The organism is Planotetraspora silvatica (assembly GCF_016863315.1).
Classification (GTDB): Bacteria; Actinomycetota; Actinomycetes; order Streptosporangiales; family Streptosporangiaceae; genus Planotetraspora; species Planotetraspora silvatica.
In genome coordinates this window covers 315,037-337,437 of record NZ_BOOQ01000009.1, presented here as the reverse complement: position 1 = coordinate 337,437, position 22,401 = coordinate 315,037, and the positions used below count along the sequence as shown (strand labels likewise).

19 protein-coding genes and 1 tRNA gene are annotated in these 22,401 nt (G+C 70.3%); 5 read left to right on the top strand and 15 right to left on the bottom strand.

The features are described from left to right. Positions 1-11: 11 nt before the first annotated feature. The 13 genes from Psi02_RS09245 to Psi02_RS09185 all read right to left on the bottom strand — a co-directional run bounded on the left by Psi02_RS09245 (position 12) and on the right by Psi02_RS09185 (position 15,520). Entirely contained in the window at positions 12-1,430 is a 1,419-nt protein-coding gene (locus Psi02_RS09245) for a PucR family transcriptional regulator (RefSeq protein ID WP_203973014.1), read from the bottom strand. Then, the gene (locus Psi02_RS09240; protein ID WP_203973013.1) at positions 1,414-2,376 is read right to left on the bottom strand and encodes an ABC transporter ATP-binding protein; all 963 of its coding nucleotides are present in this window, start codon (positions 2,374-2,376) and stop codon (positions 1,414-1,416) included. Before Psi02_RS09240 ends, Psi02_RS09245 begins: the two co-directional genes overlap by 17 nt. After that, the gene (locus Psi02_RS09235; RefSeq protein ID WP_203973012.1) at positions 2,373-3,161 is read right to left on the bottom strand and encodes an ATP-binding cassette domain-containing protein; all 789 of its coding nucleotides are present in this window, start codon (positions 3,159-3,161) and stop codon (positions 2,373-2,375) included. Before Psi02_RS09235 ends, Psi02_RS09240 begins: the two co-directional genes overlap by 4 nt. After that, positions 3,158-4,036: an ABC transporter permease gene (locus tag Psi02_RS09230; protein ID WP_239094740.1), complete on the bottom strand. Its 879-nt coding sequence runs from the start codon at positions 4,034-4,036 to the stop codon at positions 3,158-3,160. The genes Psi02_RS09235 and Psi02_RS09230 overlap by 4 nt, the downstream gene beginning before the upstream one ends. Further along, positions 4,033-5,049 carry an ABC transporter permease gene (locus Psi02_RS09225; protein ID WP_203973011.1) on the bottom strand — a complete coding sequence of 339 codons (1,017 nt, stop codon included), beginning with the start codon at positions 5,047-5,049 and terminating at the stop codon, positions 4,033-4,035. Before Psi02_RS09225 ends, Psi02_RS09230 begins: the two co-directional genes overlap by 4 nt. Before the next feature lie 3 nt (positions 5,050-5,052). Continuing rightward, positions 5,053-6,669, bottom strand: a complete 1,617-nt coding sequence (locus tag Psi02_RS09220) for an ABC transporter substrate-binding protein (protein WP_203973010.1) — start codon at positions 6,667-6,669, stop codon at positions 5,053-5,055. A 29-nt stretch (positions 6,670-6,698) separates the two neighbouring features. Further along, complete coding sequence (locus Psi02_RS09215) at positions 6,699-8,252, bottom strand: hydantoinase/oxoprolinase N-terminal domain-containing protein (protein ID WP_203973009.1); 1,554 nt, start codon at positions 8,250-8,252, stop codon at positions 6,699-6,701. Further along, positions 8,249-9,319: an S-methyl thiohydantoin desulfurase family protein gene (locus Psi02_RS09210; RefSeq protein WP_203973008.1), complete on the bottom strand. Its 1,071-nt coding sequence runs from the start codon at positions 9,317-9,319 to the stop codon at positions 8,249-8,251. Before Psi02_RS09210 ends, Psi02_RS09215 begins: the two co-directional genes overlap by 4 nt. Before the next feature lie 148 nt (positions 9,320-9,467). Then, positions 9,468-9,541: transfer RNA gene (locus tag Psi02_RS09205), tRNA-Met, on the bottom strand. Between the two features lie 49 nt (positions 9,542-9,590). Further along, positions 9,591-12,512, bottom strand: coding sequence for a UPF0182 family membrane protein (locus Psi02_RS09200; protein WP_203973007.1), 2,922 nt, complete (start codon positions 12,510-12,512; stop codon positions 9,591-9,593). Positions 12,513-12,642: 130 nt separating this feature from the next. Next, the gene (locus Psi02_RS09195) at positions 12,643-13,689 is read right to left on the bottom strand and encodes a YlbL family protein (protein ID WP_203973006.1); all 1,047 of its coding nucleotides are present in this window, start codon (positions 13,687-13,689) and stop codon (positions 12,643-12,645) included. Between the two features lie 28 nt (positions 13,690-13,717). Next, positions 13,718-14,143: a molybdenum cofactor biosynthesis protein MoaE gene (locus Psi02_RS09190; RefSeq protein ID WP_203973005.1), complete on the bottom strand. Its 426-nt coding sequence runs from the start codon at positions 14,141-14,143 to the stop codon at positions 13,718-13,720. A 306-nt stretch (positions 14,144-14,449) separates the two neighbouring features. Beyond that, positions 14,450-15,520, bottom strand: a complete 1,071-nt coding sequence (locus tag Psi02_RS09185; RefSeq protein ID WP_239094739.1) for an NAD-dependent epimerase/dehydratase family protein — start codon at positions 15,518-15,520, stop codon at positions 14,450-14,452. An 82-nt stretch (positions 15,521-15,602) separates the two neighbouring features. Here Psi02_RS09185 and Psi02_RS09180 point away from each other — a divergent pair, with 82 nt between their 5' ends. The 3 genes from Psi02_RS09180 to Psi02_RS09170 all read left to right on the top strand — a co-directional run bounded on the left by Psi02_RS09180 (position 15,603) and on the right by Psi02_RS09170 (position 18,608). After that, positions 15,603-16,901: a zinc-dependent metalloprotease gene (locus Psi02_RS09180; RefSeq protein WP_373317612.1), complete on the top strand. Its 1,299-nt coding sequence runs from the start codon at positions 15,603-15,605 to the stop codon at positions 16,899-16,901. A gap of 110 nt (positions 16,902-17,011) precedes the next feature. After that, positions 17,012-17,557, top strand: coding sequence for an NUDIX hydrolase (locus Psi02_RS09175; RefSeq protein WP_203973004.1), 546 nt, complete (start codon positions 17,012-17,014; stop codon positions 17,555-17,557). Between the two features lie 70 nt (positions 17,558-17,627). Further along, positions 17,628-18,608 carry an endonuclease/exonuclease/phosphatase family protein gene (locus Psi02_RS09170; protein ID WP_203973003.1) on the top strand — a complete coding sequence of 327 codons (981 nt, stop codon included), beginning with the start codon at positions 17,628-17,630 and terminating at the stop codon, positions 18,606-18,608. On the opposite strand, the gene Psi02_RS09165 is transcribed toward Psi02_RS09170, so the two are convergent. Next, entirely contained in the window at positions 18,609-19,184 is a 576-nt protein-coding gene (locus Psi02_RS09165; RefSeq protein ID WP_203973002.1) for a DUF2064 domain-containing protein, read from the bottom strand. It abuts the gene before it with no gap. Continuing rightward, entirely contained in the window at positions 19,181-19,696 is a 516-nt protein-coding gene (locus tag Psi02_RS09160) for a M48 metallopeptidase family protein (RefSeq protein WP_203973001.1), read from the bottom strand. Before Psi02_RS09160 ends, Psi02_RS09165 begins: the two co-directional genes overlap by 4 nt. A gap of 199 nt (positions 19,697-19,895) precedes the next feature. Here Psi02_RS09160 and Psi02_RS09155 point away from each other — a divergent pair, with 199 nt between their 5' ends. Then, entirely contained in the window at positions 19,896-20,960 is a 1,065-nt protein-coding gene (locus Psi02_RS09155) for a ThiF family adenylyltransferase (RefSeq protein WP_203973000.1), read from the top strand. A gap of 20 nt (positions 20,961-20,980) precedes the next feature. Then, positions 20,981-22,303: an ABC1 kinase family protein gene (locus Psi02_RS09150; RefSeq protein WP_425564391.1), complete on the top strand. Its 1,323-nt coding sequence runs from the start codon at positions 20,981-20,983 to the stop codon at positions 22,301-22,303. Positions 22,304-22,401: the final 98 nt, after the last annotated feature.

Genomic DNA, 22,401 nt, shown 5'->3' with positions numbered 1-22,401 from the left:
TCGATGTGGCCTCACAACGACGAGATGGCGTCCGTTGTGCCGGGGAGACATTCCCGATCGAGAACGACGTGGCAGGCCACGTGCAGGGCGAACCGGGTCTGCGGATCCGACAGGTCGGCGCCGAGCACCTCGCTGATGCGCCTGATCCGGTGGGCCACCGCGTTCGGGTGCAGATTGAGCAGCTCAGCGGCCCTGGTCCGCGACCCCCAGCTGTCCAGATACGCCTTGAGCGTGGGCACGGCGTGGTCCGCCAGCACGCCCAGGCCGTCCAGAGGGGCCAGCATGTCCCGCGCGGCGACCAGCGCGCTGTCGCTGCCGCCCAGTTCGGCGAGGATCGCGTAGGCCCCCAGCCGGTCGAACCGCGCCACCTCGCCCGCGGCCGCCCGGCCGGCCGCCGCCCTCGCCTGCGACGCCGTACGGCGCAGCCCGTCGGGGCCGGGCTGGCAGGTGCCGATGCCGGCGGTCAGCCGCGGCCACGCGTCGTTCGGAAGGTCGGCGACGGCCCGCTCGTCCGTCGTGAACAGGACGAGGATGCCGTCCTGCCAGCGGGTGACGACCGGAGACCCGGCGAGGTCCTCGCCCCAGGGAGCCGTGGCGACCGCTTTGCGCACCCGCCGGGTCGTGGTCTCGGCCGGGCCGGCGGGAGAGGCGGGATCGCGCAGGAAGACGGCGACGTGCCAGCCCTCCACCGGCACGCCCTCGTGCCGTGCGCGGCGGGCCGCGGTCCTGACCTCCTTCACCCCGACGCGCAGCAGGGCGAGCACCGCCTGTTCGCGGGCGCCCTCGGCGGCGCGGGCCGACGCGCGCACGCGGCCCAGGGTGGTGGCCACGACGCCCGCGACGATGGCGGCGGCGGGATCCTCTCCGTCCCAGCACACGTAGCCGTCGGGACGGCCGTCGACCCGGATCACGGCCGAGTTGGCGGACGGTCCCGCGACCTCGGCCACCCCGTATTCGACGCCGATCGCGCCCGAGGCCGCCCGGAGGATGTCGTCCTCCCCCGCGCCCTCGATCGCACCGAGTCCTTCGATCGCGTCACGGGTCCTTCGCAGCAGCAGGCTGGGGTCGGCCCGCAACACCGCGCTGAGACCGAGGACGGTCTCGGAGAGCGGCTGGTCGGAGGCGCCTGTCAGCAGCGCGACTCCGGCCCTGCGCGCCGTGCCGACGATGTCCGGCGAGGTGCCCGAAGGGCCCGGCACCACGATCGCGGCCAGTTCCCTGCGGCCCGCGACGGCCAGCGCCTCGAGCACGCCCGCTCCGTGCATGGCGTGGCGGGACAGGATGGCGAGCGCTCCACGCGCGGCCGACTCCAGCTCGCGCATCTCGTCGACCAGGATGACGCTGTCGACCGGCCGGGCGTCCCAGGGGCCCGCGACGAGCGTCAGCCGCCTACCCGCAGGCGTCCGCAGCAGGTCACTTACGTGGTGCACGGGGGACCTCACCTTCGGCCAGCACGTCCTCGGCGCGATGACATGCCACCATACGCCCCTGTACGTCCCGGATCCCCGGTGCCTCCTCCCCACAGACGCCCACGGCGAACGGGCACCGCAACCGGAACGGGCAACCCGACTCCGCCGGCGTCGCCTCGGTCCGCCCGCCGGGGCGGGGCGGCTCCCCGCCCAGCCGCGGCACCGCGTCGCGCAACGCCAGGGTGTACGGGTGGGCGGGACGCGTGAGCAGGTCCGTCGTCGGGCCCGACTCCACCACGCGGCCGGCGAACAACACGTGCGAGGTACGGCAGAGCCGGTCGACGACGCCGAGGTTGTGCGTGATCAGCAGGTAGCCGAGACCGTGCTCGGCGGCCAGCCCCTCCAGCAGGTCGAGGATCCTCGCCTGCACGGTGACGTCGAGCGCGCTCGTCGGCTCGTCCAGCACGAGCAGCCGGGGCTCCACGGCCAGAGCGCGGGCGATCGCGACCCGCTGCCGCTGACCGCCCGACATCTGGTGCGGCCTGCGCGCGGTCAGGGCGGAGTCGAGACCCACGTCGGCCAGGAGTTCCGCCACCCTCGCGCGGCGGTCGGCCTTCGCCATCCGGTGATGCGTGGTCAGCGCCTCGCCTATCGACGCCTCCACGGTCATGCGGGGGTCGAGCGCCTCGCTGCCGTCCTGGAAGACGGGCTGCACGTCGCTGCGGAACCGGGCGCGCTCCTTGCGATCGAGCGACGTCAGGTCGCGGGAGCCGTACGTGATCGTGCCGGAGCGCGGGCGCAGCAGCCCCAGCAGGGCGCGCGCGAGCGTGGTCTTGCCCGAGCCGCTCTCACCGATGAGGCCGATCCCGCCCTCGCCGACCGACAGGCTGACGTCGTGGACGACGGCCGTGTGCCCGTAGGCCAGGGTGACCGTCTCCGCACCCAGCACGGCGGGCCGCTCGCTCATGTCTCCTCCTCGCCCGGCCGCTCACCGGAGTGGCCGGGGAGCCGGGGAACCGCGGCGATCAGCTCGCGGGTGTAGGCGTCACTCGGCCGGGTGAAGACGGCGTCGGCCCGGCCGCACTCCACCACGGCGCCCTCCTTCATGACCACGACCCGGTCGGCGATCGTGGAGACGAGGGCCAGGTCATGGGAGACGAACAACACGGCGAGGCCGCGCTCGTCGCGCAGGCGACGCAGCACGGCGACGACCTCGGCCTGCACGGTCACATCGAGCGCGCTCGTCGGCTCGTCGGCCAGGATCACTTCCGCGCCGAGCGCCAGTGCCAGCGCGATGGCGAACCGCTGCGCCTGCCCGCCGGACACCTGGTGCGGATAGCGCCGCAGGATGGCGGGATCGAGCAGCACCGCCGCGACCGCCTCGTCGGCCCGGCTGCGCGCCTCGCCGCCCTTGACGCCGTGCCGGGCGAGCGCACGGCGCATCAGTGTGCCGAGCCGCATCGTGGGGTTGAGCGCGGCCTGCGGGCTCTGCATGACCAGAGCGGCCCGGGAGCCGCGGATCCGCAGCAGGTCGGCGGGAGCCGCCGTGAGCACGTCGACGTCGCCGACGCAGATCTCCCCGGAGACGGCGGCGCCCTCGACGAGGCCGAGCGTGGCGAGCAGCGTCGTCGTCTTGCCCGACCCGCTCTCGCCCACGATGGCCACGCACTCCCCGGCGGCCACATCCAGCTCGGGGACGGAGGCGATCACCCGGTCGCCGATCCTGACGGCGAGGTTCCTGATCCTGATCATCGAGCCAGCCTCGCCCTCAGTCCCTCGCCGAGCACGTTGAAGGCGAAGGCCGTGATGAGGATGGCCACGCCGGGGCAGGTCACCACCCACCAGTCGGTGGTGAACAGCGACTGGCCCTGCTGGACCATGAGGCCCCATTCGGAGGTCGGCTCGTGGGCCCCCAGGCCCAGATAGGACAGGGCGGCCGCGGTGAGGATGACGCCGCCGCCGTCGAGCGAGAGCTGAACGAGGACCGGCGTCAGGGAGTTCGGCAGGACGTGCCGGAAGACGATGACCGGCGCGGGCACCCCCAGGCAGCGGGCGGAGTCGACGAACCCCCGCGTGGACACCGAGGCCGCCACCGACGCGGTGAGCCTGGCGTACCACGGCCACCAGGTGACCGCGATGGCCACGATCACGGTCGTCACGCTGGGCTGGAGCACCACGGCGAGGGCGAGCGAGAGCAGCAGCGCGGGGAAGGCGAGGAAGACGTCGGTGACCCGCATGATCACGTCACGGACCCAGCCCCCGGCGTACCCCGCCACGACGCCGAGGACGACCCCGACGACTCCGGCGATCACCAGCACTGCCACGGCGATCAGCAGCGACGTCCGCGCGCCGTACAGAACCCGGCTGAGCACGTCGCGGCCGACCTGGTCGGTCCCGAACCAGTGGGCTCCGCTGGGCGGCAACAGCGCCTCGAGTGGATGGGTGGCCGAGCCGCCGTCGTCCGGGTACGGCGCGATCAGCGGGGCCAGCAGCGCGGCGAGCACGATGAGCGCGAGCAGCACCGCGCCCACGGTGGCCAGCCGGTCCATCCCCGCGAGCCCGCGCAGTGCCGTACGGCGAAGCTGCGGCTGGAGCGTGGGAGCCCCGGCCGGGCCTGAGACGGTCATCGCGACCTCACCCTCGGGTCGATCACGCCTTGGACCAGGTCCACGGCCAGGTTGGCGACGACGTACAGGATCGCGACGAGCAGGGTGACCCCGGCGATCGACGGGGTGTCCAGCGAGCGGATGGAGTCGGCGGCGTATCGGCCGAGCCCCGGCCAGTTGAACACGGCCTCGACGAGGAAGCCGTTCACGATCGAGTACGCGAAGACGAGCGCGATGAGCGACAACACCGGGTTGAGCGCCGGGCGGAGGGCGAACCGGGTGAGCACCGCCGTCTCGCCGAAGCCGAGGGCCCGTTCCAGCCGGGCGTGGTCGCGGGACGACTCCTCGATCAGGGCGGCACGCGTCATCTGGGCGATCACACCGGCCGGGTAGGCCGCGATCACCAGGGCCGGCAGCACGAGGTGCGCCAGCGTGCTGAGGAGGATCGGCCAGTTGCCGGTGAACAACGCGTCCACGGCGGTGATGTTGGTGTAGACGTGCAGCGGGCTCGTCGTGTCGAGGTTCGCGTCGTACTCCCCCGCGACAGGGAACCAGCCGAGGCCGCTGGCGAAGAGCGTCTGCAGGGCCAGGGCGAGCCAGAACACGGGGACGGACACGGCCAGCATCGAGGAGATCCGAATCGACAGATCCGGTAATTTCCCCTTATAGCGGGCGGCGGCGATCCCCAGCGGGATCCCCACCACGATCGCCACGACCAGGGCGGCGCCGACCAGTTCCAGGGACGCGGGAAACGCCTGGAACAGGTCGTCGCGGACCGGCCGGCGGGTGTGCAGGCTCGTGCCCCAGTCCCCGCCGAGCAGGTCGCGCACGTAGCTCCAGAGCTGGACGGGCAGCGAGTCGTCCAGCCCGAACCGAGCACGCGCCGCGGCGAGCTCCGCCGGCGACGCCCTCGGCCCCGCGTACGCCACGGCCGGATCCCCGGGGACCAGCCGCATGATGACGAACGTGAGGATGACCACGCCGGCCACGACCAGGACAGCCTGGCCGAGCCGGCGGGTCAGATAGCGGAGCATGCCTCAGGCACCGGGCTTGAGGTCGTAGACGAACACCACGTTGGGGTAGGCCGGGTTGTCCACGTACCCCTGGACCGACTTGGAGAAGGCCCGCTGGTAGTTCTGCACGTACGGAACCGCGACGGCGGCCTCCTGGCCGATGATCTTCGACTGGAGGTCGGCGTACGCCGCCTCCGCCCCCGCCTTGTCGATCGCGGTGAGCTCGGGCAGCTTGTCGATTTCCTTGTCGATCCCGTCGTTCTTCATGTAGGAGAGGTTGAAGGAGATGGGATCCGCGCTCCGGAAGACGTTCACGAACCACGAGTAGGCGTCGGCGTAGTCCGGATACCAGTACATGATGAAGATGTCCTGGCGCTTGGACGTGTCCTTCGACTTGCCCTGGTCCCACTGCGTGGTCCACTGCAGCGGCTTGGCCGTCAGCTTGACGTTGAGCTTGTCGAGCGCCGACGTCAGCAGGGTGACGAGCACCTCCTGGTCGCTGTCGCCCTGGGCGTAGGTCAGGGTGAGGTCGAGCGGCTTGCCGCCCGGCCCGTAACCGGCCTCCTTCAGCAGCGCCTCGGCGCCCGGGAGGTCCTGCTTGGGCGCCTGCCCCGGAGTGAAGCCGAGCAGGCCGTCGGGCACCAGGCCACTGGCCTGCACGCCGGCGCCCTTCAGCGCGGCGACGAGACCGTCGTAGTCGATGGCCTTCTGCACCGCCTGGCGGAGCTTGACGTCCTTGAGCGGGCCGCTCTCGGTGTTGAACAGCGCCAGCAGGTTCTGGAACGAGGGCGTCTGCGAGGTCTGGACGTTCGCGGTGCCGGCCGCCTGGGCGAACAGCTGCGAGTTCAGTCGCTGGACGAAGCTCACCTCGCCGCGCTGCAGCAACTGCCACGCGGTCGTGAGCTCCGGCGTCACCCTGTAGGAGATCTTGGAGTAGTGGGCACCGCTCCAGCCGCCCCAGTAGCCGTCGAACTTCTTCAGCGTGAGCTCGGTCTCCTGGCCCTTCTGCCACGAGTCGATCGTGTACGGGCCCGAGCCGGCGTCGTGTCCCTCGTTGAACCACTTCGCCAGGTCACCCGTGGCGGCGGTGGTGTCGTAGATGTACGACGCGTATCCGGCGGAGGCGACCAGGTCGAGCGCCGTCGGGTACTTGAGCGTGAACACCAGGGTGGTGGCGTCCTTGGCCTCGATCTTGTCGACCGCGCCCCAGATGTAGGCGGCGCCCTGCCCGACCTTCATGGTGCGCTCGATGGAGGCCTTCGCCGCGGCGGCGTCGAGCGGCTTGCCGGTGTGGAACGTCACCCCCGGCCGCAGGGTGAAGGTCCACTGCTTGCCGTCCGGCGTGCTGGTCCAGGACGTCGCGAGCCGCGGCTCCGCCTTCTTGGTCTGCGGGTTGTACCTGGTCAGCGACTCGTAGACGTTCTCCATCGCGATGATCTCGTTGGAGTACGAGCTCGCGGGGTCCCAGTCCGTGACGACGTCGAGGTTGGGGACATATACGAAGGTGGCGTCAGCCGCGCTCTGAGACGTGCCCGGCTGCGGGGAGTCTTCGGTGCCGCGGACCTTGCCACCCCCGCACGCGGAGGTGAGGGCCACGACGGCCACGGCTCCCGCCGCGAGCAGACGCTTGTGCCAGCGCATTTGTGGGGGTTCCTTTCGTTTCCACCGGCCTACCGGCTGAGTGGGCCGGCAGCCTTTACCTGCAGGCGCACAGCGGGCTCCGGCAGGTAGCTGAGGGGGATCTCGCTGAGCTCCACAATCTGGACCGACGCCGGATCGGCCCCGGCGGCGACGGCCCTCGCGGCCGCCTCCTCCTTGGCTTTCTCGATCAAGGCAGCCCGGGCGTTTCCGCCGTTTCCGGTCGGCACGATCGTTTCGAGCCGGCCACTCGCGAGCGCGATCGCCGCGCCGACCGCGTTGGCGACCTCCGCGTGGCGCGGCCGGATCACCTCGCTCGCCCCCGGAATACGTCCCGCCAGCAACAACGCGCCCCCGCCCACCGCGATGAGCGGCCGGTCGGCCTTCCCCAGCGCCACGCGGTCGACCGCGTCCGCGACCAGTTCGTCGGCCCGCGCCACGGCCTCCGCCAGCCGGTCCCGCCACTGGTCGGGAACGCCGTGCGTGCCGACGGTCCCCCTGCCCGCGGCCACCGCGGCGTCGGTCATCGTGGGCGTCGGCCCTCCGAAGACCAGTGCCTCCCGGCCGATCCGGTAACCCACCGAGCGGGGCTCCGCGCCGACCATCGTGCCCCCGCCGAGGGCGATCGACAGGATGTCGGGCATCCGGAAGTTGGTCGTGACGCCGCCGATCTCCACGGCCGCGGCGGACTCCCGGGGGAACCCGCCCACGAGGACGCCGAGATCCGTCGAGGTGCCGCCGACGTCGGCGACGATCGCGTCCTCCACGCCGGACAGGTAGGCCGCTCCCCGCAGGGAGTTGGCCGGCCCCGAGCCGATGGTCAGAACGGGATAGCGGGCCGCGTAGTCGACGGCCATCAGCGTGCCGTCGTTCTGCGCGAAGAACGTCTCCACCTTCAGCCCGCGCGAGTCCAGCGCGTCCTGGAGCGCGGTGGTGACGTCGCGGGCGACGCCGTACAGGGCGGCGTTGAGCACCGTGGCGTTCTCACGCTCGAGCAGCCCCAGCGAGCCGATCTCATGGCTCAGGCTGACCGCGACGTCACCGAGCTCGGCCCGGATGATCTCGGCGACCTGCTTCTCCTGGTCCGCGCTGCCCGGGCTGAAGACCCCCGCGACGGCGACGGCGTCGGCCGCGCTCCCCACCTCAGCGAGGAAGCGCTTGACCGCGTCCGTGTCGAGCGGGGCGATCGGCCGCCCGTCGACGAAGTGGCCGCCGCGCACGATCGCCGTGCCCGCCGCCACCACGTCCCGCAGGTCGGCCGGCCAGTCGCTCAGCGGAGGCACGGACGTCGTCGCCGGCAGGCCGAGCCGCAGCACGGCGACCCGCCCGAGCGCACGGCGCTCCAGGATGGCGTTGGTGGCGTGGGTGGTGCCCAGCATGACGCGGGTCACCAGCGAGGGGTCGTCGAGCTCGGCGAGGACGGCGTCCAGCGCGGCGCGCAGGCCCTCGGTCACGTCGGGACTGGTGGGCCGCTTGGCGGTCGCCACGACGCTGTCGGTCTCGTCGAGCACCACGGCGTCGGTGTTCGTGCCGCCCACGTCGATCCCGACGCGGAGGCGGTGGCGCTGGTCAGGTCGCTCGCTCATGGCGCGATCTTCTCGACGGGAAGGTAGTCGAGGTCGTAGCCGAAGGCCCGCGGACCAGCCGTCTCCAGGCCCTTGGGCGTGCGCCACAGCGGGTCACAGGGCCACGCGAGCACGGTCACCCGCTGACCATAGCGGAGGCCTTCCGTCTGGATGGCGGTCGCCGCCTGAGTATCCACAACTGTGATCAAATCGGGCACCATCGCTCTCACCCGGCCGTCCTCGACGGCGACGAGGTTCTCGTTCTGGATCTCCAGGCCGAGCGTCCTGCCGCGGTCGTCGCCGGTCCCCTCGATCGTCACGGTGCCCCGGACGAAGCCTCCGGTGGTCCGCCGGTCCAGGTCGGTGAGCTTGCCCGTGATGAGCCGTACGGCGCCGAGCTCGTCCTGGAGGGCGGCCAGCGGATCCTGTGCGCCGTCCGTCGCCCGGCCGATCGCGATGGCCCGGCTGACGGTCCCCTCGATCACCGCGCCGCGGCACTCGCCGGCCGTCAGGACGTAGTCGGCCATCAGCGCGCTGGAACCCGAGGCCACGCACACCGCGCGGGCGATCTGCTCCGACCACAGACCGTCGACCGGACGGATCGTCACGACGTTGCCGACCACATCGGACATGATCACGATGTTCGCCGGAATGCCGGCGACGTACATCGACACCATCTGGACCTCGGGGAACGCGCGTCCCATGGCGTCGGCGTCCAGCAGCGGCAGGCCGAGCCTGGCCGCCCACGCCACCGGGGCCACCCCGTTGCCGCCGCCGATCTCCGACGACATCACGGCCGCCGGGGGCCGGCCGAAGATCCGTTCGATCTCGTCGCGGATCCGGACGGGCTCGTCCTCGGCGTGGATCATCTCGTGGCTCACGGTCGGTGCGCCGATGCCGGAGAGCGGGAGGACCAGGGCGTCTTCGGGAAGCTCGTCGAGCCGGACGAGCGGGACTTCCCCGTACTCGAGGATGGCCCGACGTGCGGCCAACCCCCCGGCGCGGACGTCACCGCCACCACCCGTCCCGAGCACTGCGCAGCCACGGGCCAGGGCGGGCACGTCGTCAGTTGATATGCGGGCCTGCATGGCGGGAGCCTTCACCACTCACCGGTCCGGACTCAATGTCACCCTTCGACACCACTCCGACATACGTTGTCGTATCACGACAAAAGGCATACCGACCGGCGGAAACGCAGAAGGCCCGGAGGAGATCCTCCGGGCCTTCTGACCTTTGTAGCGGGGACAGGATTTGAACCTGCGACCTCTGGGTTATGAGCCCAGCGAGCTACCGAGCTGCTCCACCCCGCGTCGGTAATGCAAGATTATCCGGCGCGGGGAGAAGTAGCAAATCGGAGGCTCAGCCACTCGGTGAGGCGCTCGGACTCGCCGGCGGCGAGGCCGTAGACGAGGGCGTGGCCGTAGTCGTGGCCGTGGGCGTCGCAGACGGTGTGGCCGTGCCCTGCTGGCTCTGAATCTTGTTCAGGTCGTCCAGGGCCTGCCTCAGCTGGTCCTGGGCCGTGCCGTAGGCCGTCCAGTCGGGCGGGTTCGCGGAGAGCGCCTTCTGCGCGTCCTCGTACGCCTTCTGCGCCTGCGCGATGACCGACGTCAGCGTGCTGAGGTTGGTCGGATTCTCCTGTGGCGGGGCCTCCGGATTGGCGGGTGCCTGCGCACCGGTGCCGAAGACCTGATCCAGGGCGTCCTTGAGCGTGTCCGCCGAGCCGACCTTGTCGCCGAACATGACCAGGACGCGTCTGAGGATCGGATAGGGCTCCTGCCCCGCCCCCTCGGCCGTCTGGACATAGACCGGTTCGACGTACACCAGCCCCCCGGCGAACGGCAGGGTGAGCAGGTTGCCGTACAGGATCTGGGCCTTGCCCAGCCCCAGGATGTTGAGCTCTCCGGAGAACCGGTTGGTGAAGGTGTTCTGCACCTGCCCCGGACCGGAGATCGTCGTGTTGGCCGGCATCCGCAGGATCTGCAGCTGGCCGTAGCCGGGCCCGGGATTGGCGTCCACCGCCATGAACGCCGCCAGGTTCGGTCCCTGACGGGGCACGAACGTGGTGGTCAGCGAGAACGACGACTGGGCGCCGGGCATCTTGACCGACAGGAAGTACGGCGGCTGCTTGATGTTCTTCTCGCCGGACGACGGGTCGTCGGGGACGTTCCAGAAGTCCTGTCCGCTGTAGAAGGCCGGCGCGTCGGTGATGTGGTAGCGCGACAGGACGTCACGCTGCACCTTGAACAGGTCCTCCGGGTAGCGCAGGTGCTCCTTGAGTTCCGGGCTCATCGCCGTCTGCGGCTGGATGACCCCGGGGAACGCCTTCTCCCAGGACTTCAGCACCGGGTCCTGCGCGTCCCACTCGTAGAGCTTCACGGTGCCGTCGTAGGCGTCCACCGTGGCCTTGACCGAGTTGCGGATGTAGTTGATCTGGTCGCGCGGCTGGGGCGCGATCGCCCGCGGGTCCGTCGCGGTGTCCCTGATCATGTCGGAGAAGCTCTTGCTCTCCGAGTACGGGAACTCGTTCGCGGTCGTGTACGCGTCGATGATCCACACGATCCTGCCGTCGACGACCGCCGGGTAGGGGTCGGAGTCGAGGTTGAGGAACGGGGCCACCTTGGCGACCCGCTGGGCGGGGTCCCGGTCGTACAGGATGCGGGACTGGGAGTTGATGTCGCCCGACAGCAGCAGGTTCTTCTCGCCGTACTTGACGGCGTAGAGCAGCCGGTTGAAGAACGAGCCGAGCGGCACGCCTCCCGAGCCCGTGTAGGTGTTGTTCGACTGGCCGGTCCCGCCGCTCTCGGGGAAGTCGAGTTCCTGCGGCTTGTTCGGCGAGCCGCCGACGACGACATAGTCGGTGCCGCGCTCCCCGAAGTAGACGCGGGGCTCCTTGAGACCGGTGTCCGTGACGAGCGACCCCGATGCCGGCATGTCCTTGGCGTCGAAGTCGGGAAGCCCCTCGGAGTCGACCTCGTTGCCGGGGGCGGCGACGAACCCGTAACCGTGGGTGTAGACCAGGTGCCGGTTGATCCAGTTGTCCTGCTCCGCGGGCGGGCCCGTGAGCTCGCGGACCGCCACCACATGGTCGCGGACGCTGCCGTCCGCCTCCTTGTAACGATCGACGTCCAGCGGGTCGGCGAAGTCGTAGAACCCGCGGATCCGCTGCTTCTGCTGGAAGGTCTTGGCCACCAGCACCGGGTCGAGGAGCCGTACACCGGACACGGTCTCGTCGGTGGTGGCCTGGCCTGCCTCCGGCGTTCCCTTCGCCTGGTACGGCACCACCTTGACGTTCTTCACTCCGTACGCTTCGCGGGTCTCGTCGATGTTCCGCTTGATGTACGGCTCTTCCTTGCTCTGCTGGGTCGGCTTGACCTGGAACTGCTCGACCAGGACCGGGTAGACCGTGCCGATGAGGATCGCCGACAACACCAGGAGCCCGAACGCGACCCCGGGCCACATGCCACCGGGCCGGACCACCCCGGCGAAGAAGATCAGCGCGCAGATCAGCGCGATCCCGGCCAGGATGCCCTTGGCCGGGAGCACCGCGTTGATGTCGGTGTAGGAGGCCCCGTAGACGAAGCCACGGTTGGAGAAGACCAGTTCGTACCGGTCGAGCCAGTACGCCAGGGCCTTCAGCAGAACGAAGACGCCCAGCAGCACCGACAGATGGCTACGGGCGGCCCGGGAGGCGCTGACTCCACCCGGCGACTGCACCCGGAACCCGCCATAGAGGTAGTGCACGATCGCCGCGAGGATGATCGACAGGATGACGGCCGTGAACAGGAAGGTCAGCACCATCCGCAGGAACGGGAAGGTGAACATGAAGAACGACACGTCGACGTGGAACTGCGGGTCCTTGTGGCCGAACGGCGTGCCGTTGACGAACAGCAGCCAGGTCTTCCACTGCCCCGCGATCGACGAGCCGGTGAACAGCGCCAGGACGCCCATGCCGATCAGGAAGACCAGCCGCCGGTGCGGGTCGACAGACAGCCGGTATCGATCGGCTCCCTGCGGCGTCCCGAACATCCCCGGCCCGAACATCGGGCGCATGCGGTGGGCGAGCACCATGTTGCCGCCCACGATGCCCACCATCAGCGCGGCGCCGACGATGAACAGAAGAATCTGGGTGAGCAACATCGTCGAGAAGACCGACGAGAAGTTCACCGAATCGAACCACAGGAAGTCTGTATAGATCCCGTCGAAGATCAGAAGTAACACCACGATGGCTACGAGCGCGATCGTGACGGGAATGAGAAGTCTCGGCCGTCGGGGCAAGCGCATCGCCCGTCCGGCTCCGGGGCTCCGGAAGCTCAACGCCATCCCCTTGTCTCAGAGAGCAACGGTCCGTGCCTGGAAACCTACACCGCGAAATCTGAGGGTGGGTGATCCAGGAAGCCGGGTGTCAACCAGGCTAGCCCGCGGTGCAGGCGGGTACGTCGCCGGAACCCGTGCGGAGCGTGTCCAGTGCCGTGATCGCGCCCGAGAGAGTCTCGACCTTGACGAGCCTGAGGCCTTGGGGAACGGCCTTCACGGCGTCCCCGCAGTTGTCGGCGGGCGTGAGGAAGACCGTGGCTCCCGCGGCCTTCGCGCCGACCATCTTCTGCTCGATCCCGCCGATGGGCCCGACGTTCCCCGCGGGGTCGATCGTCCCCGTGCCGGCCACCGACTTCCCCCCGGTGATCGAACCCGGGGTCAGCTTGTCGTAGATGCCGAGCGAGAACATGAGCCCCGCGCTGGGGCCTCCCACGTCGCCCACGCTGATGTCGACCTTGAACGGGAACTTGTACGACGTCTGCATCCTGACGCCCACCACGGTCCTGCCGTCGTCGGCCTTGCCCGCGGTGAGCGTGACATCGGTCGAAGATCCCCCGCGCCGTACGGCGAACTTGACCGGGTCGCCCGCCTTGTGCTTCTGCACGGCCGTCGCCACCGACTCGAGCGCCGTGACCGGCGTGCCGTCGACGGCGGTGATCACGTCGCCCGGCTTGAGCTTCCCGTCGGCCGGCGCGCCCTTGTCGGTCTGCGCCACGGAGACGGACTCCTCGATCGGGACCTTCAGCGCGTTGAGCGCCGCCGCGGTCGCCCACTGCTGGGAGTCGGACATCTCCTGGGTGTTCTCCTGCTCGACCTGTTCCAGCGACGAGGTCCGAGGGAAGATCGCCTCCTCCGGCACCACGGCGATCGACGGGTTGGCCCAGCCGCGCAGCGCGGTGAGAAGGTCGAGCCGGTTGTCGGGGCCGCCCTGATAGGCGACGGTGACCAGGCTGAGCTTGCCGTCGGTGGGATAGGTCTGGTGCCCGTCGATGGTGATCACCGGCTTGCCGTTGACGTCCCCGATCGTGTTCTCCGTGGGGCCGGGGCTCAGCGCGACGTACGGCACGGGCAGCATGGCGCCGAACAGCGCGAGCACGACCGTCAGGAACCCTGCCACCATCAGGGCCAAAGCGCGTCGGGACATGGACGAACTCTATGCGTTCGCCCGGGCGCTAATCACAGGCCCCGACCCACTCGGCGTCTCCGTCGGTGAACTCCTGGTGCTTCCAGATCGGAACCTCCTGCTTGAGGTCGTCGATCAGGCGGCGGCAGGCATCGAACGCCTCCCCCCGGTGAGGGCAGGCCACCGCGACGATCACCGCGATGTCACCCAGCCGGAGGTCGCCCACACGGTGCACCGCGGCCAAGGCCGTGACCGGGTAGTCGGCGGCCACCTTCTCCGCCACGCGCCGGAGCACCTCGGCCGCCGACGGGTGGGCGGAGTACGACAGCAGCCGAACCGGCCTGCCGTGATCTTGCTCACGTACCGTCCCGACGAAGAGCGACGTTCCGCCCGCCGCATGATCGCCGACGGCGCTCAGCACCTCGTCGACGGACAACGGGGTGTCACGAATCCCCAGCAACCGGATGACGTCCACCCCATGAGGTTAGTACGGCCCAGCTCCTCAGGCCGAGGACGACGTGATCAAACCCATGGGAGGCGTGGCCGTGCCGTCCCCGAGCCACTCACACCCACGAGCAGCGGAACGTGAGTGGAGCGGCCGTGTTAGGACCTCGAACCTCACCACTGGCGCGAGGGGCGCGGCCGTGTCTGGACTGAGGAACGCCCGCAGCGAGGACGTGACGAGGGAAGACGCGGCCTCTATGGCGCCCCGAGCCCGCCGAGCCGGAGGCGAGGCAGGTGGACGCCGCGCCCCGAGCCCGCGCGAGCGGAGCGAGCGCAATCAAATACGCCGCTTTCTGCGGGCGGCGCGGACGATCGCGGCGGTGCCGATGACGGCCACCGTCGCACCGGCGGCGGTGATCGTGGCGTCCTTGCCGGACAGGCGCCGGCCCACGACGGCGTGCCGTCCCTCCCGAAGCTCCAGCAACTCCTGGAGTGCCGCGTCGTTCGTCCAGGCGGGTTTCCATCCGGCCTCACGGAGCGTGGCGGCGTCGACCACCCAGGGGTAGACGACGTAGTGCAGGTCGGTGGCGGGGGCCGGCGTGATCCCCAGCCGATGCAGCCGCTGCGCCGTGCCGAAGGTCAGCCCCGCGGGCAGTTCCAGGCGGCGCAATCCGGAGATCTCCTCCACCTGGTCGGTCTCCAGCCAGCCGTCGGAGCCGACGGCGACCACGCCGCTCACCTGGCCGAGAGCCGCGACCTCCAGTGCGGACACCAGGTCGTCGACGTGGCAGAACTGCCAGTGGGGCAGGCAGCCCTTGACCACCAGAAGCCGGGGAGCCTCGAAGTGCCGGGTGACGACGGTGTCGATCCCCTGCCCGACGAGCGCCGCCGGCCGGAGGACGGTCACCTCCAGGCCCGGGTGCGAGCGCGACGAGCGCCGGACCAGCGACTCGATCTCCAGGAAGTCGCCGACCAGCCCGGTGTCGGGCTCGGCCGCGACGGGGGCGTCCTCGGGCAGCGGCACCTCGTTGTCGGCGGCCGCGCCGTACACCATGGCGCTGGTGACCAGCACCACCCGGCGTACCCGGGCCGCCGCGCAGGCGGTGAGGACGGTTTGGGCGGCCCTGACGTTGTAGCGGCGGCGCTCGGCGGCATCGGAGTCCAGCGACATGTCCGTGCCCAGATGGACCAGGACGTCCACGTCTGAGATGCGGTTCGCCAAGAGCGGATCCCGGATGTCGAGCACCCTCCAGGTGACGTCGGGCACGTCGCCACGGTGGTCGTCGATGGCCACGACGCGGCGGAAATCCGCAGACGAGGCCACTTTTGAGAGGAACGCCCTGCCTATACCGGAGGCGCCGCCGGTGACGGCGACGACGGGCGGACGGAGGCGTTTCGAGGTAGGCACGAGGTCCTCACTTTGCACTGATCCGCCCCGCGGCGGATAACGTGGCGGATGTGGACTACTCCATCCTGCACGAGGTGGCGCGGTGACTGACCTGCCAGGTCGCGAAAACGACCCCAACGAGAACCCGTTCGCCATGTTCGGCAGTCCGGAGCAGGTCGCCGCTGCCATGAGGCAGTTCGCGGACATGTTGTCCGCCTCGCCGGACGCCGGACCGGTCAACTGGGACATGGCGAAGAACATCGCCCGGCATGTCGTGGCCGCTGAAGGTGACCCGAGCGTAATGGAGGGCGAGCGCCGCCAGATCGTCGACTCGCTCAATCTGGCCGATCTGTGGCTGAACGAGGTGACGACCCTTCCGAGCGGAGTGGTGAACCCTCAGGCCTGGAGCCGGTCGGAGTGGATCGAGAAGACGGTGCCGGTCTGGAAGCAGCTGTGCGACCCGGTCGCGGCCCGCATGGTCGAGACCATGGGCGGCACGCTGGGAGCCGCCGGGCTGCCCCCCGAGGCGCAGGCCATGGCGGGGCCGCTCATGGGCATGCTCAAGCAGATGGGCGGCATGATGGTCGGCCAGCAGATCGGGCAGGCCCTCGGGACTCTCGCGCGCGAGGTCGTGGGGTCGTCCGACATCGGCCTGCCTCTCTCGGACACGGCCGCGCTGCTGCCTGGCGGGATCGCCTCGTTCAGCGCGGGGCTGGAGACGCCGTCGGAGGAGATCCGGCTCTACCTCTCCCTGCGTGAGGCCGCACACCACCGACTGTTCCAGCATGTCCCGTGGCTCCGGGCGCACCTGCTCGGGGCGGTCGAGGAGTACGCCCGGGGCATCACCGTGGACGTCTCCGCCCTGGAGGAGAAGCTGCAGGGGCTCGATCTGAGCAACCCGGAGCGGCTCCAGGAGGTCCTGGGCGGCGGTGAGCTGCTCAAGCCGGAGGAGACCGAACGGCAGAAGGCCGCGCTCGTCCGGCTGGAGACCGCACTCGCCCTGGTCGAGGGCTGGGTCGCCACCGTCGTCGACGCGGCGGCCGAGGGCAAGCTGCCGTCCGCCGCGGCCCTGGCCGAGACGGTACGGCGGCGCCGCGCCACCGGAGGGCCCGCGGAGCGGACCTTCGCGACCCTGGTCGGCCTGGAGTTGCGCCCGAGGAGGCTGCGCGAGGCGGCGGCCCTGTGGAAGGCGCTGGGCGACGAGCGGGGGATCGACGGCAGGGACGCCGTGTGGGGCCACCCCGACCTGATGCCCACGGCAGGCGACCTGGACGATCCGGAGAGCTTCGTCAAGGGTGAGGCCGAGTTCGACATGTCCCTGTTCGAGGAGGACGGTCAGCGCCCGGACGCGGACGGCACGGACGAGACCGGCGGCAGGGACGGCTCCGGCTCCTCAGAGTGACGACCCCTTCGGAGCCCCCTCAGAGTGACGCCCGTTCGGGGACGGCCCCGTCGGAGACGACTCTTCGGAGCGCCGGACGGCGAAGGCCATGCCGCCGGTAGGCTGCCGCGGTGAATCTCCATGGTGACGCCCGAGCCGTACTGGAGGGGTGGACGGCCCCCTCCGCCGATGAGGAACTGCTGCGCGAGGAGTTCCTGGAGCACCTGCGAGCTCACGATGACGCGATGTGGCGCGAATGCGTCCCCGGCCATCTGACGGCGACGACCGCGGTGTTGTCGCACGACGGCACGCGGGTGCTGCTCACCCTGCATCCCAAGGCGGGGATGTGGCTCCCCATGGGCGGGCACTGTGAGAGATCGGACACATCCCTCGGCCAGGTCGCCCTGCGCGAGGCGGTGGAGGAGTCCGGCATCACCGGGCTGGTTCCGCTGGAGGGCCCGCTCGCCCTGGACAGGCACAAGGTCTGGTGTCACCCGCCGCACAGCTGGCACCTCGACGTGGAGTACGGCGCCGTAGCCCCGCCCGAGGCCGAGGCCGTGATCAGCGACGAGTCGCTCGACCTGCGCTGGTTCCCGATCGAGGAGATCCCCGAGTTGAGCGACGAGGCGACCCGGCGTCTCGCTCGCAGGGCCCGTGCGAGGCTTGCCACCGCTTGATGATGTTTCGCACGCAATCCTCAGGTCCGGCTTACGCGTGGTTTCACCTTCGCTCGTTAGGGTCGGCAGCATGACCAAGGCGTACGTAGGCGGCGTGATCGCGTCACCTCCGCGACGCCGTTGGCGAGTGTCTCCCGCTTTCGCGTGGGTCGCGGTGGCCCCGTTCATTCTCTGGACGGCCGGGCGGCTGACCGGCGTCGACCAGCGGCCGGTGATCGTCGAGTTCATCACGCTGACGCCGTATGTGGCGGCCGCGTCGCTGGGAGCGGTGCTGATCGCACTCGCCTCCCGCAACCGGGCCGCCGTCGCCGTGTCGGCGGTCACCTCCACGCTTCTGGCGGCGATGGTGCTGCCCCGGGCCCTCCCCTCGGCGCCCACGGCCACCGGGCCGACGTTGAAGATCCTCACCAGCAACATGTTCTTCGGCAGCGCCGATCCGGCGACCATCGTCGATCTGGTGCGGCGGCTCAAGCCCGACATCCTCAGCACCCAGGAGCTCACCCCCGCCGCCGTCGAGGCCCTGGACGCCGCGGGCCTGGAGGAGTCGCTGCCGTACACGTTCAACCAGGCGGCGTTCGGCGCCTACGGCAGCGGGATCTGGTCGCGTTACCCCCTCACCCCGATGCCGGACTTCGCCCTCCACGGCAGCCGCAACATGCCCCGTGCCCGGGTCGCGGTGCCCGGCGGACCGCCCGTGGAGATCGTCGACGTACACACCATCTCCCCGGTGGGCCAGGACGTCTACGAGTGGCGGGCGGACATGGCGTCCCTGCCGGCGCCGTCCTCGGATGTGATCAGAATCCTCGCCGGCGACTTCAACGCGAGCCTCGACCACTCACCGCTGCGGGACGTCCTCGCCCGGGGCTACGCGGACGCGGGCGACGCGACCGGGACGGGGCTGCACCCCACCTGGCCCGCCGACTGGCGTATCCCGCCCGTGATCACCATCGATCACGTCCTGTACGACGAGCGAGCCTCCGCGGTGACCACCAGCGTGCACACCGTGCCCGGCACCGACCACCGGGCGCTGTTCGCCGAGCTCCGCCTGTGATCAGGTGAGCAGGTCCCGGGTGTTGTCCCACCCTTCGAGGCCGGGATCGAGACGGGCGATGTCCGTGGGCTTCCTGAGGCGATGCCAGCCGGGACCGGTCGCGACCATGCGGGGTCCGGGGGCCTGACCGCGGAGCGTCGCGACCACGTCGGGCTCGTCGAAGTCGGGAACGGCCCAGTCCGGCAGCGGCAGGCGGGAGGCGATGGCCACCGCTCCCCCTCCCTCGGCCGGGCAGACGGCGATCGGGGCCCGTCCCAGCTCCCGGAAGAGCTTTCCCACCAGGAGCGGCGGCAGGTCGGGGGCGTCGGCGCCGATCACCACGGCCTCGGTCCCGTACGGCAGAGCCGCGAACGCCTCCGAAGGGGAGCCGATGGGGATCACGGGCGTGCCCGGCCAGGCGATGGCGTCCAGATCGGGGACTCCGGCGGACAGGATCACCGGCTCGACGAGTTCGAGGCCGGCGACCATCTCGTAGGTGTCCTCCGCCATGGCGAGCAGGAACTCTTCCGGGTCGACGCCCGGAGGTGAGGCGTCCGTCATCCCCGCCGTGACGAGGACCGCCACGATCCGGGTCAACACTCCTCCGCTGAGCCGTGTGCCCCCATGGAGAACCCCTCGAGGAACCCTCTGGCGCGTTCCGCCCGCGGGTATCGCTCGACCAGTTCCCAGAAGGCGGGGCCGTGGCTGGGGACGAGCAGGTGGACCAGCTCATGCATGATCACGTAGTCGACGACCCAGGCGGGCATCCCCTGAAGCCGGGTCGACAGCCGGATCGTCCCGTGGTCGGGAGTGCAGGAGCCCCACCGATGACGCTGGTTCTCGACCCACCTGACGCTGGTGGGGGTCGCCTTGCCGTCCAGATAACGGGTCGCCAGATCCGACGCTCGCTCGAGCAGATCGTCGTCGCTCGGCCGTCGCCGCTGCTCTTTGGCGGCGAGCCGGTCGAGCATGCGGCGTACCCATTGCTCCTCATCGGTCAGGCTCAGACCTGCCGGGAGCAGCACGATGGTCTTGTCTCCATCGCGGTATGCGGAAACGGTTCGCCGCCGACGTGTGCTCCGACGAACCTCGACTGTCTCGGGGGGCACATATGAAAGGTAGCCGACACGCGCGGATTTCCACAGGGGGGGAGTTATGTTCCCCCTGGTCAATCGAGCGAACGTGACCTTGCGAGCGCGAAAACGACCGCCCTCGCGTAGTTCACCCGCCACATTCACCCCGGTAATTATCCACAACCCCGAAGATTCCACCCTCACCCGGGGCGGTGTGTGGCAAGGTCTGGCGACTATGAGACCCCGTCTGAAGCCCGTTCTGCGCCGCGTCGACCGCGACGAGCACACCCTCCAGCTCGGCGTCCATCCCCACCGGGCCGTCGTCCTGACCGGCGTCGAGCCCGCCGTGCGCCGCCTGATTGACAGCCTGGACGGCACCCGGACCCTCACCCAGGCGGTGGCCGAGAGCGATCTCGACGACTCCTCGGCTCGCGAGGTGATCGCCCTGCTGACGGCTCGCGGCGTGATCGACGACGCGGCCGTGCGTCCCGAACCTCTGACCGGCCTGACCAGAGCCGAGCGTGATCGGCTCCGTCCCGACATCGACGTCCTGTCGCTCACGTCGCCGGACGGGGGGATGGGCGCGGTCGAGCGCCGGAGATCGGCGCGGGTCCGCGTGCACGGCGCGGGCCGGGTGGGCGCCCAGATCGCGGTCCTGCTGGCCGCCTCGGGCATCGGCCACCTCTGCGTCGTCGATTCCGGTACGGCACGGCGGGAGGACGTCGTGCCCGGCGGACTGGGCTGGTCGCAGGTCGGGACGGCCAGGGAGGAGGGAGCGGTGGCCCTCGCCCGCGAGATCGCACCCGGTGTCAACGCCTGGAGCGGCCGATCGGCGTCGCAGCTGAGCGATCACGGCTCCCGTCCCGATCTCGTGATCCTCGCGCCCGTCGGCCCGCTCGACCCCGTTCTGGTCCGCGAGCTCGGCGCCGAGGAGATCCCGCATCTTCTCGCCACGGCCTTCGAGGGCTGCGGCCTGGTGGGACCGCTGGTGATCCCGGGAGTGACGCCCTGCCTCGATTGCCTCGACCTGACCCGGCGCGACCGTGACCCCTCCTGGCCGGCCGTCAGGGCACGGCTCGGCGGCTATCCCGCCGGCGAATCCGCCTGCGACACGACCCTGTCGTCGCTGGTCGCGGCGCAGGCCGCCGGGCACGCGATCGCCTTCGTCGACGGGGCGGACACGCCGGCCGGGAGCCTCGACATCCTGCCTGATCGACGCTGGCGGCATCGGTCGTGGGAACGTCATTCACAATGTCAATGTGGTCGAAACGGCCCAAATTCGCTAACAATGGTCGCGTGACCGACCTTCCCCATCGCGCTGTGACTCGTTCAGCCAAGCTTGCCTCGCTCCCTCTCGGGTTCGCCGGCAGGACCGCGATCGGGCTCGGCAGACGGCTCGGCGGCGCGTCCGCGGAGATCGTCACCAGGGAGATCCAGCAGCGGACGGCGGACCAGATCTTCAAGGTGCTCGGCGAGCTCAAGGGCGGGGCGATGAAGCTCGGCCAGGCCCTGTCCATCTTCGAGGCGGCACTGCCACCCGAGTTCACCGAGCCGTATCGGGCGACGCTGACCAGGCTGCAGGACGCCGCTCCCCCGTTGCCCGCTGCGAGCGTCCACCGGGTCCTGGCGGAACAGCTCGGCGACGAGTGGCGGGACAACTTCGTCGAGTTCGACGACCACCCGACGGCCGCCGCCTCCATCGGCCAGGTGCACCGGGCAGTCTGGCACGACGGGCGCACCGTCGCCGTGAAGATCCAGTATCCGGGGGCGGGGAAGGCCCTGCTCTCCGACTTCAACCAGCTCTCGCGGCTCGGCAAGCTCTTCGGCGTCATTCTGCCCGGCCTGGACATCAAACCGCTCCTCAACGAGCTCAAGGAGCGGGTGGCCGAGGAGCTCGACTATCTGAACGAGGCCGAGGCCCAGCACGCGTTCGCCCAGGAGTTCATGGACGATCCGGACTTCTGTGTGCCCGACGTCATCGCGGCGAACGAACAGATCCTGGTCACCGAGTGGATGGACGGCACCCCCCTCTCCAAGATCATCACTGATGGCTCGCAGGAGGATCGGGACCGGGCGGGTCTGCAACTGGTCCGATTCCTCTTCTGCTCTCCGGCGAGGGTCGGCCTGCTGCACGCGGATCCGCATCCGGGCAACTTCCGGGTGCTGGAGGACGGCCGCCTGGGGGTGCTCGACTTCGGGGCGGTCAACCGCCTGCCCGAGGGTTACCCCCCGATGTTCGGCAAACTCACCAGGATCTTCAACCAGGGCGACATGGAGTCGGTGGTCCGCGGCCTGCGGGACGAGGGCTTCATCCGGCCGCACATCGAGGTCGACGTCGACGCGCTGCGCTCGTTCCTCGCCCCCTACCTCGAGCCCACCCAGGTGGAGGAGTTCACCTTCACCCGGGAGTGGCTGCGGCACCAGGCGGTGGCCGTCGCCGACCTGCGCCCGACCAACGTGGTGCGTCAGCTCAACCTGCCGCCCTCATACGTGCTGATCCACCGGGTGCACGCCGCCGGGGTGGGCGTGTTGTGCCAACTCGGCGCGACCGCCCGCTTTCGCGACGAGGCCATCCGGTGGGTCCCCGGTTTCGCCGACGACGACCCCGGTGAGCCGGAGGGCACCGTACTCGCCGCCTCCTGAGCTCTCCCCTTCCGAGCTCGCTCGGAAGGCGGCGTCGGTCCAGACGGGCCCTGGCGGCGAAAAGGGGAAGGCCCCGGTCCACATCGGACCGGGGCCGT

What these genes read in the sequence shown, in the direction of transcription:
- Psi02_RS09240 (WP_203973013.1), bottom strand. Translation starts at nt 2,376, where the DNA reads ATGAGCGAGCGGCCCGCCGTGCTGGGTGCGGAGACGGTCACCCTGGCC.
- Psi02_RS09235 (WP_203973012.1), bottom strand. Translation starts at nt 3,161, where the DNA reads ATGATCAGGATCAGGAACCTCGCCGTCAGGATCGGCGACCGGGTGATC.
- Psi02_RS09230 (WP_239094740.1), bottom strand. Translation starts at nt 4,036, where the DNA reads ATGACCGTCTCAGGCCCGGCCGGGGCTCCCACGCTCCAGCCGCAGCTT.
- Psi02_RS09225 (WP_203973011.1), bottom strand. Translation starts at nt 5,049, where the DNA reads ATGCTCCGCTATCTGACCCGCCGGCTCGGCCAGGCTGTCCTGGTCGTG.
- Psi02_RS09220 (WP_203973010.1), bottom strand. Translation starts at nt 6,669, where the DNA reads ATGCGCTGGCACAAGCGTCTGCTCGCGGCGGGAGCCGTGGCCGTCGTG.
- Psi02_RS09215 (WP_203973009.1), bottom strand. Translation starts at nt 8,252, where the DNA reads ATGAGCGAGCGACCTGACCAGCGCCACCGCCTCCGCGTCGGGATCGAC.
- Psi02_RS09210 (WP_203973008.1), bottom strand. Translation starts at nt 9,319, where the DNA reads ATGCAGGCCCGCATATCAACTGACGACGTGCCCGCCCTGGCCCGTGGC.
- Psi02_RS09200 (WP_203973007.1), bottom strand. Translation starts at nt 12,512, where the DNA reads ATGCGCTTGCCCCGACGGCCGAGACTTCTCATTCCCGTCACGATCGCG.
- Psi02_RS09195 (WP_203973006.1), bottom strand. Translation starts at nt 13,689, where the DNA reads ATGTCCCGACGCGCTTTGGCCCTGATGGTGGCAGGGTTCCTGACGGTC.
- Psi02_RS09170 (WP_203973003.1), top strand. Translation starts at nt 17,628, where the DNA reads ATGACCAAGGCGTACGTAGGCGGCGTGATCGCGTCACCTCCGCGACGC.
- Psi02_RS09155 (WP_203973000.1), top strand. Translation starts at nt 19,896, where the DNA reads ATGAGACCCCGTCTGAAGCCCGTTCTGCGCCGCGTCGACCGCGACGAG.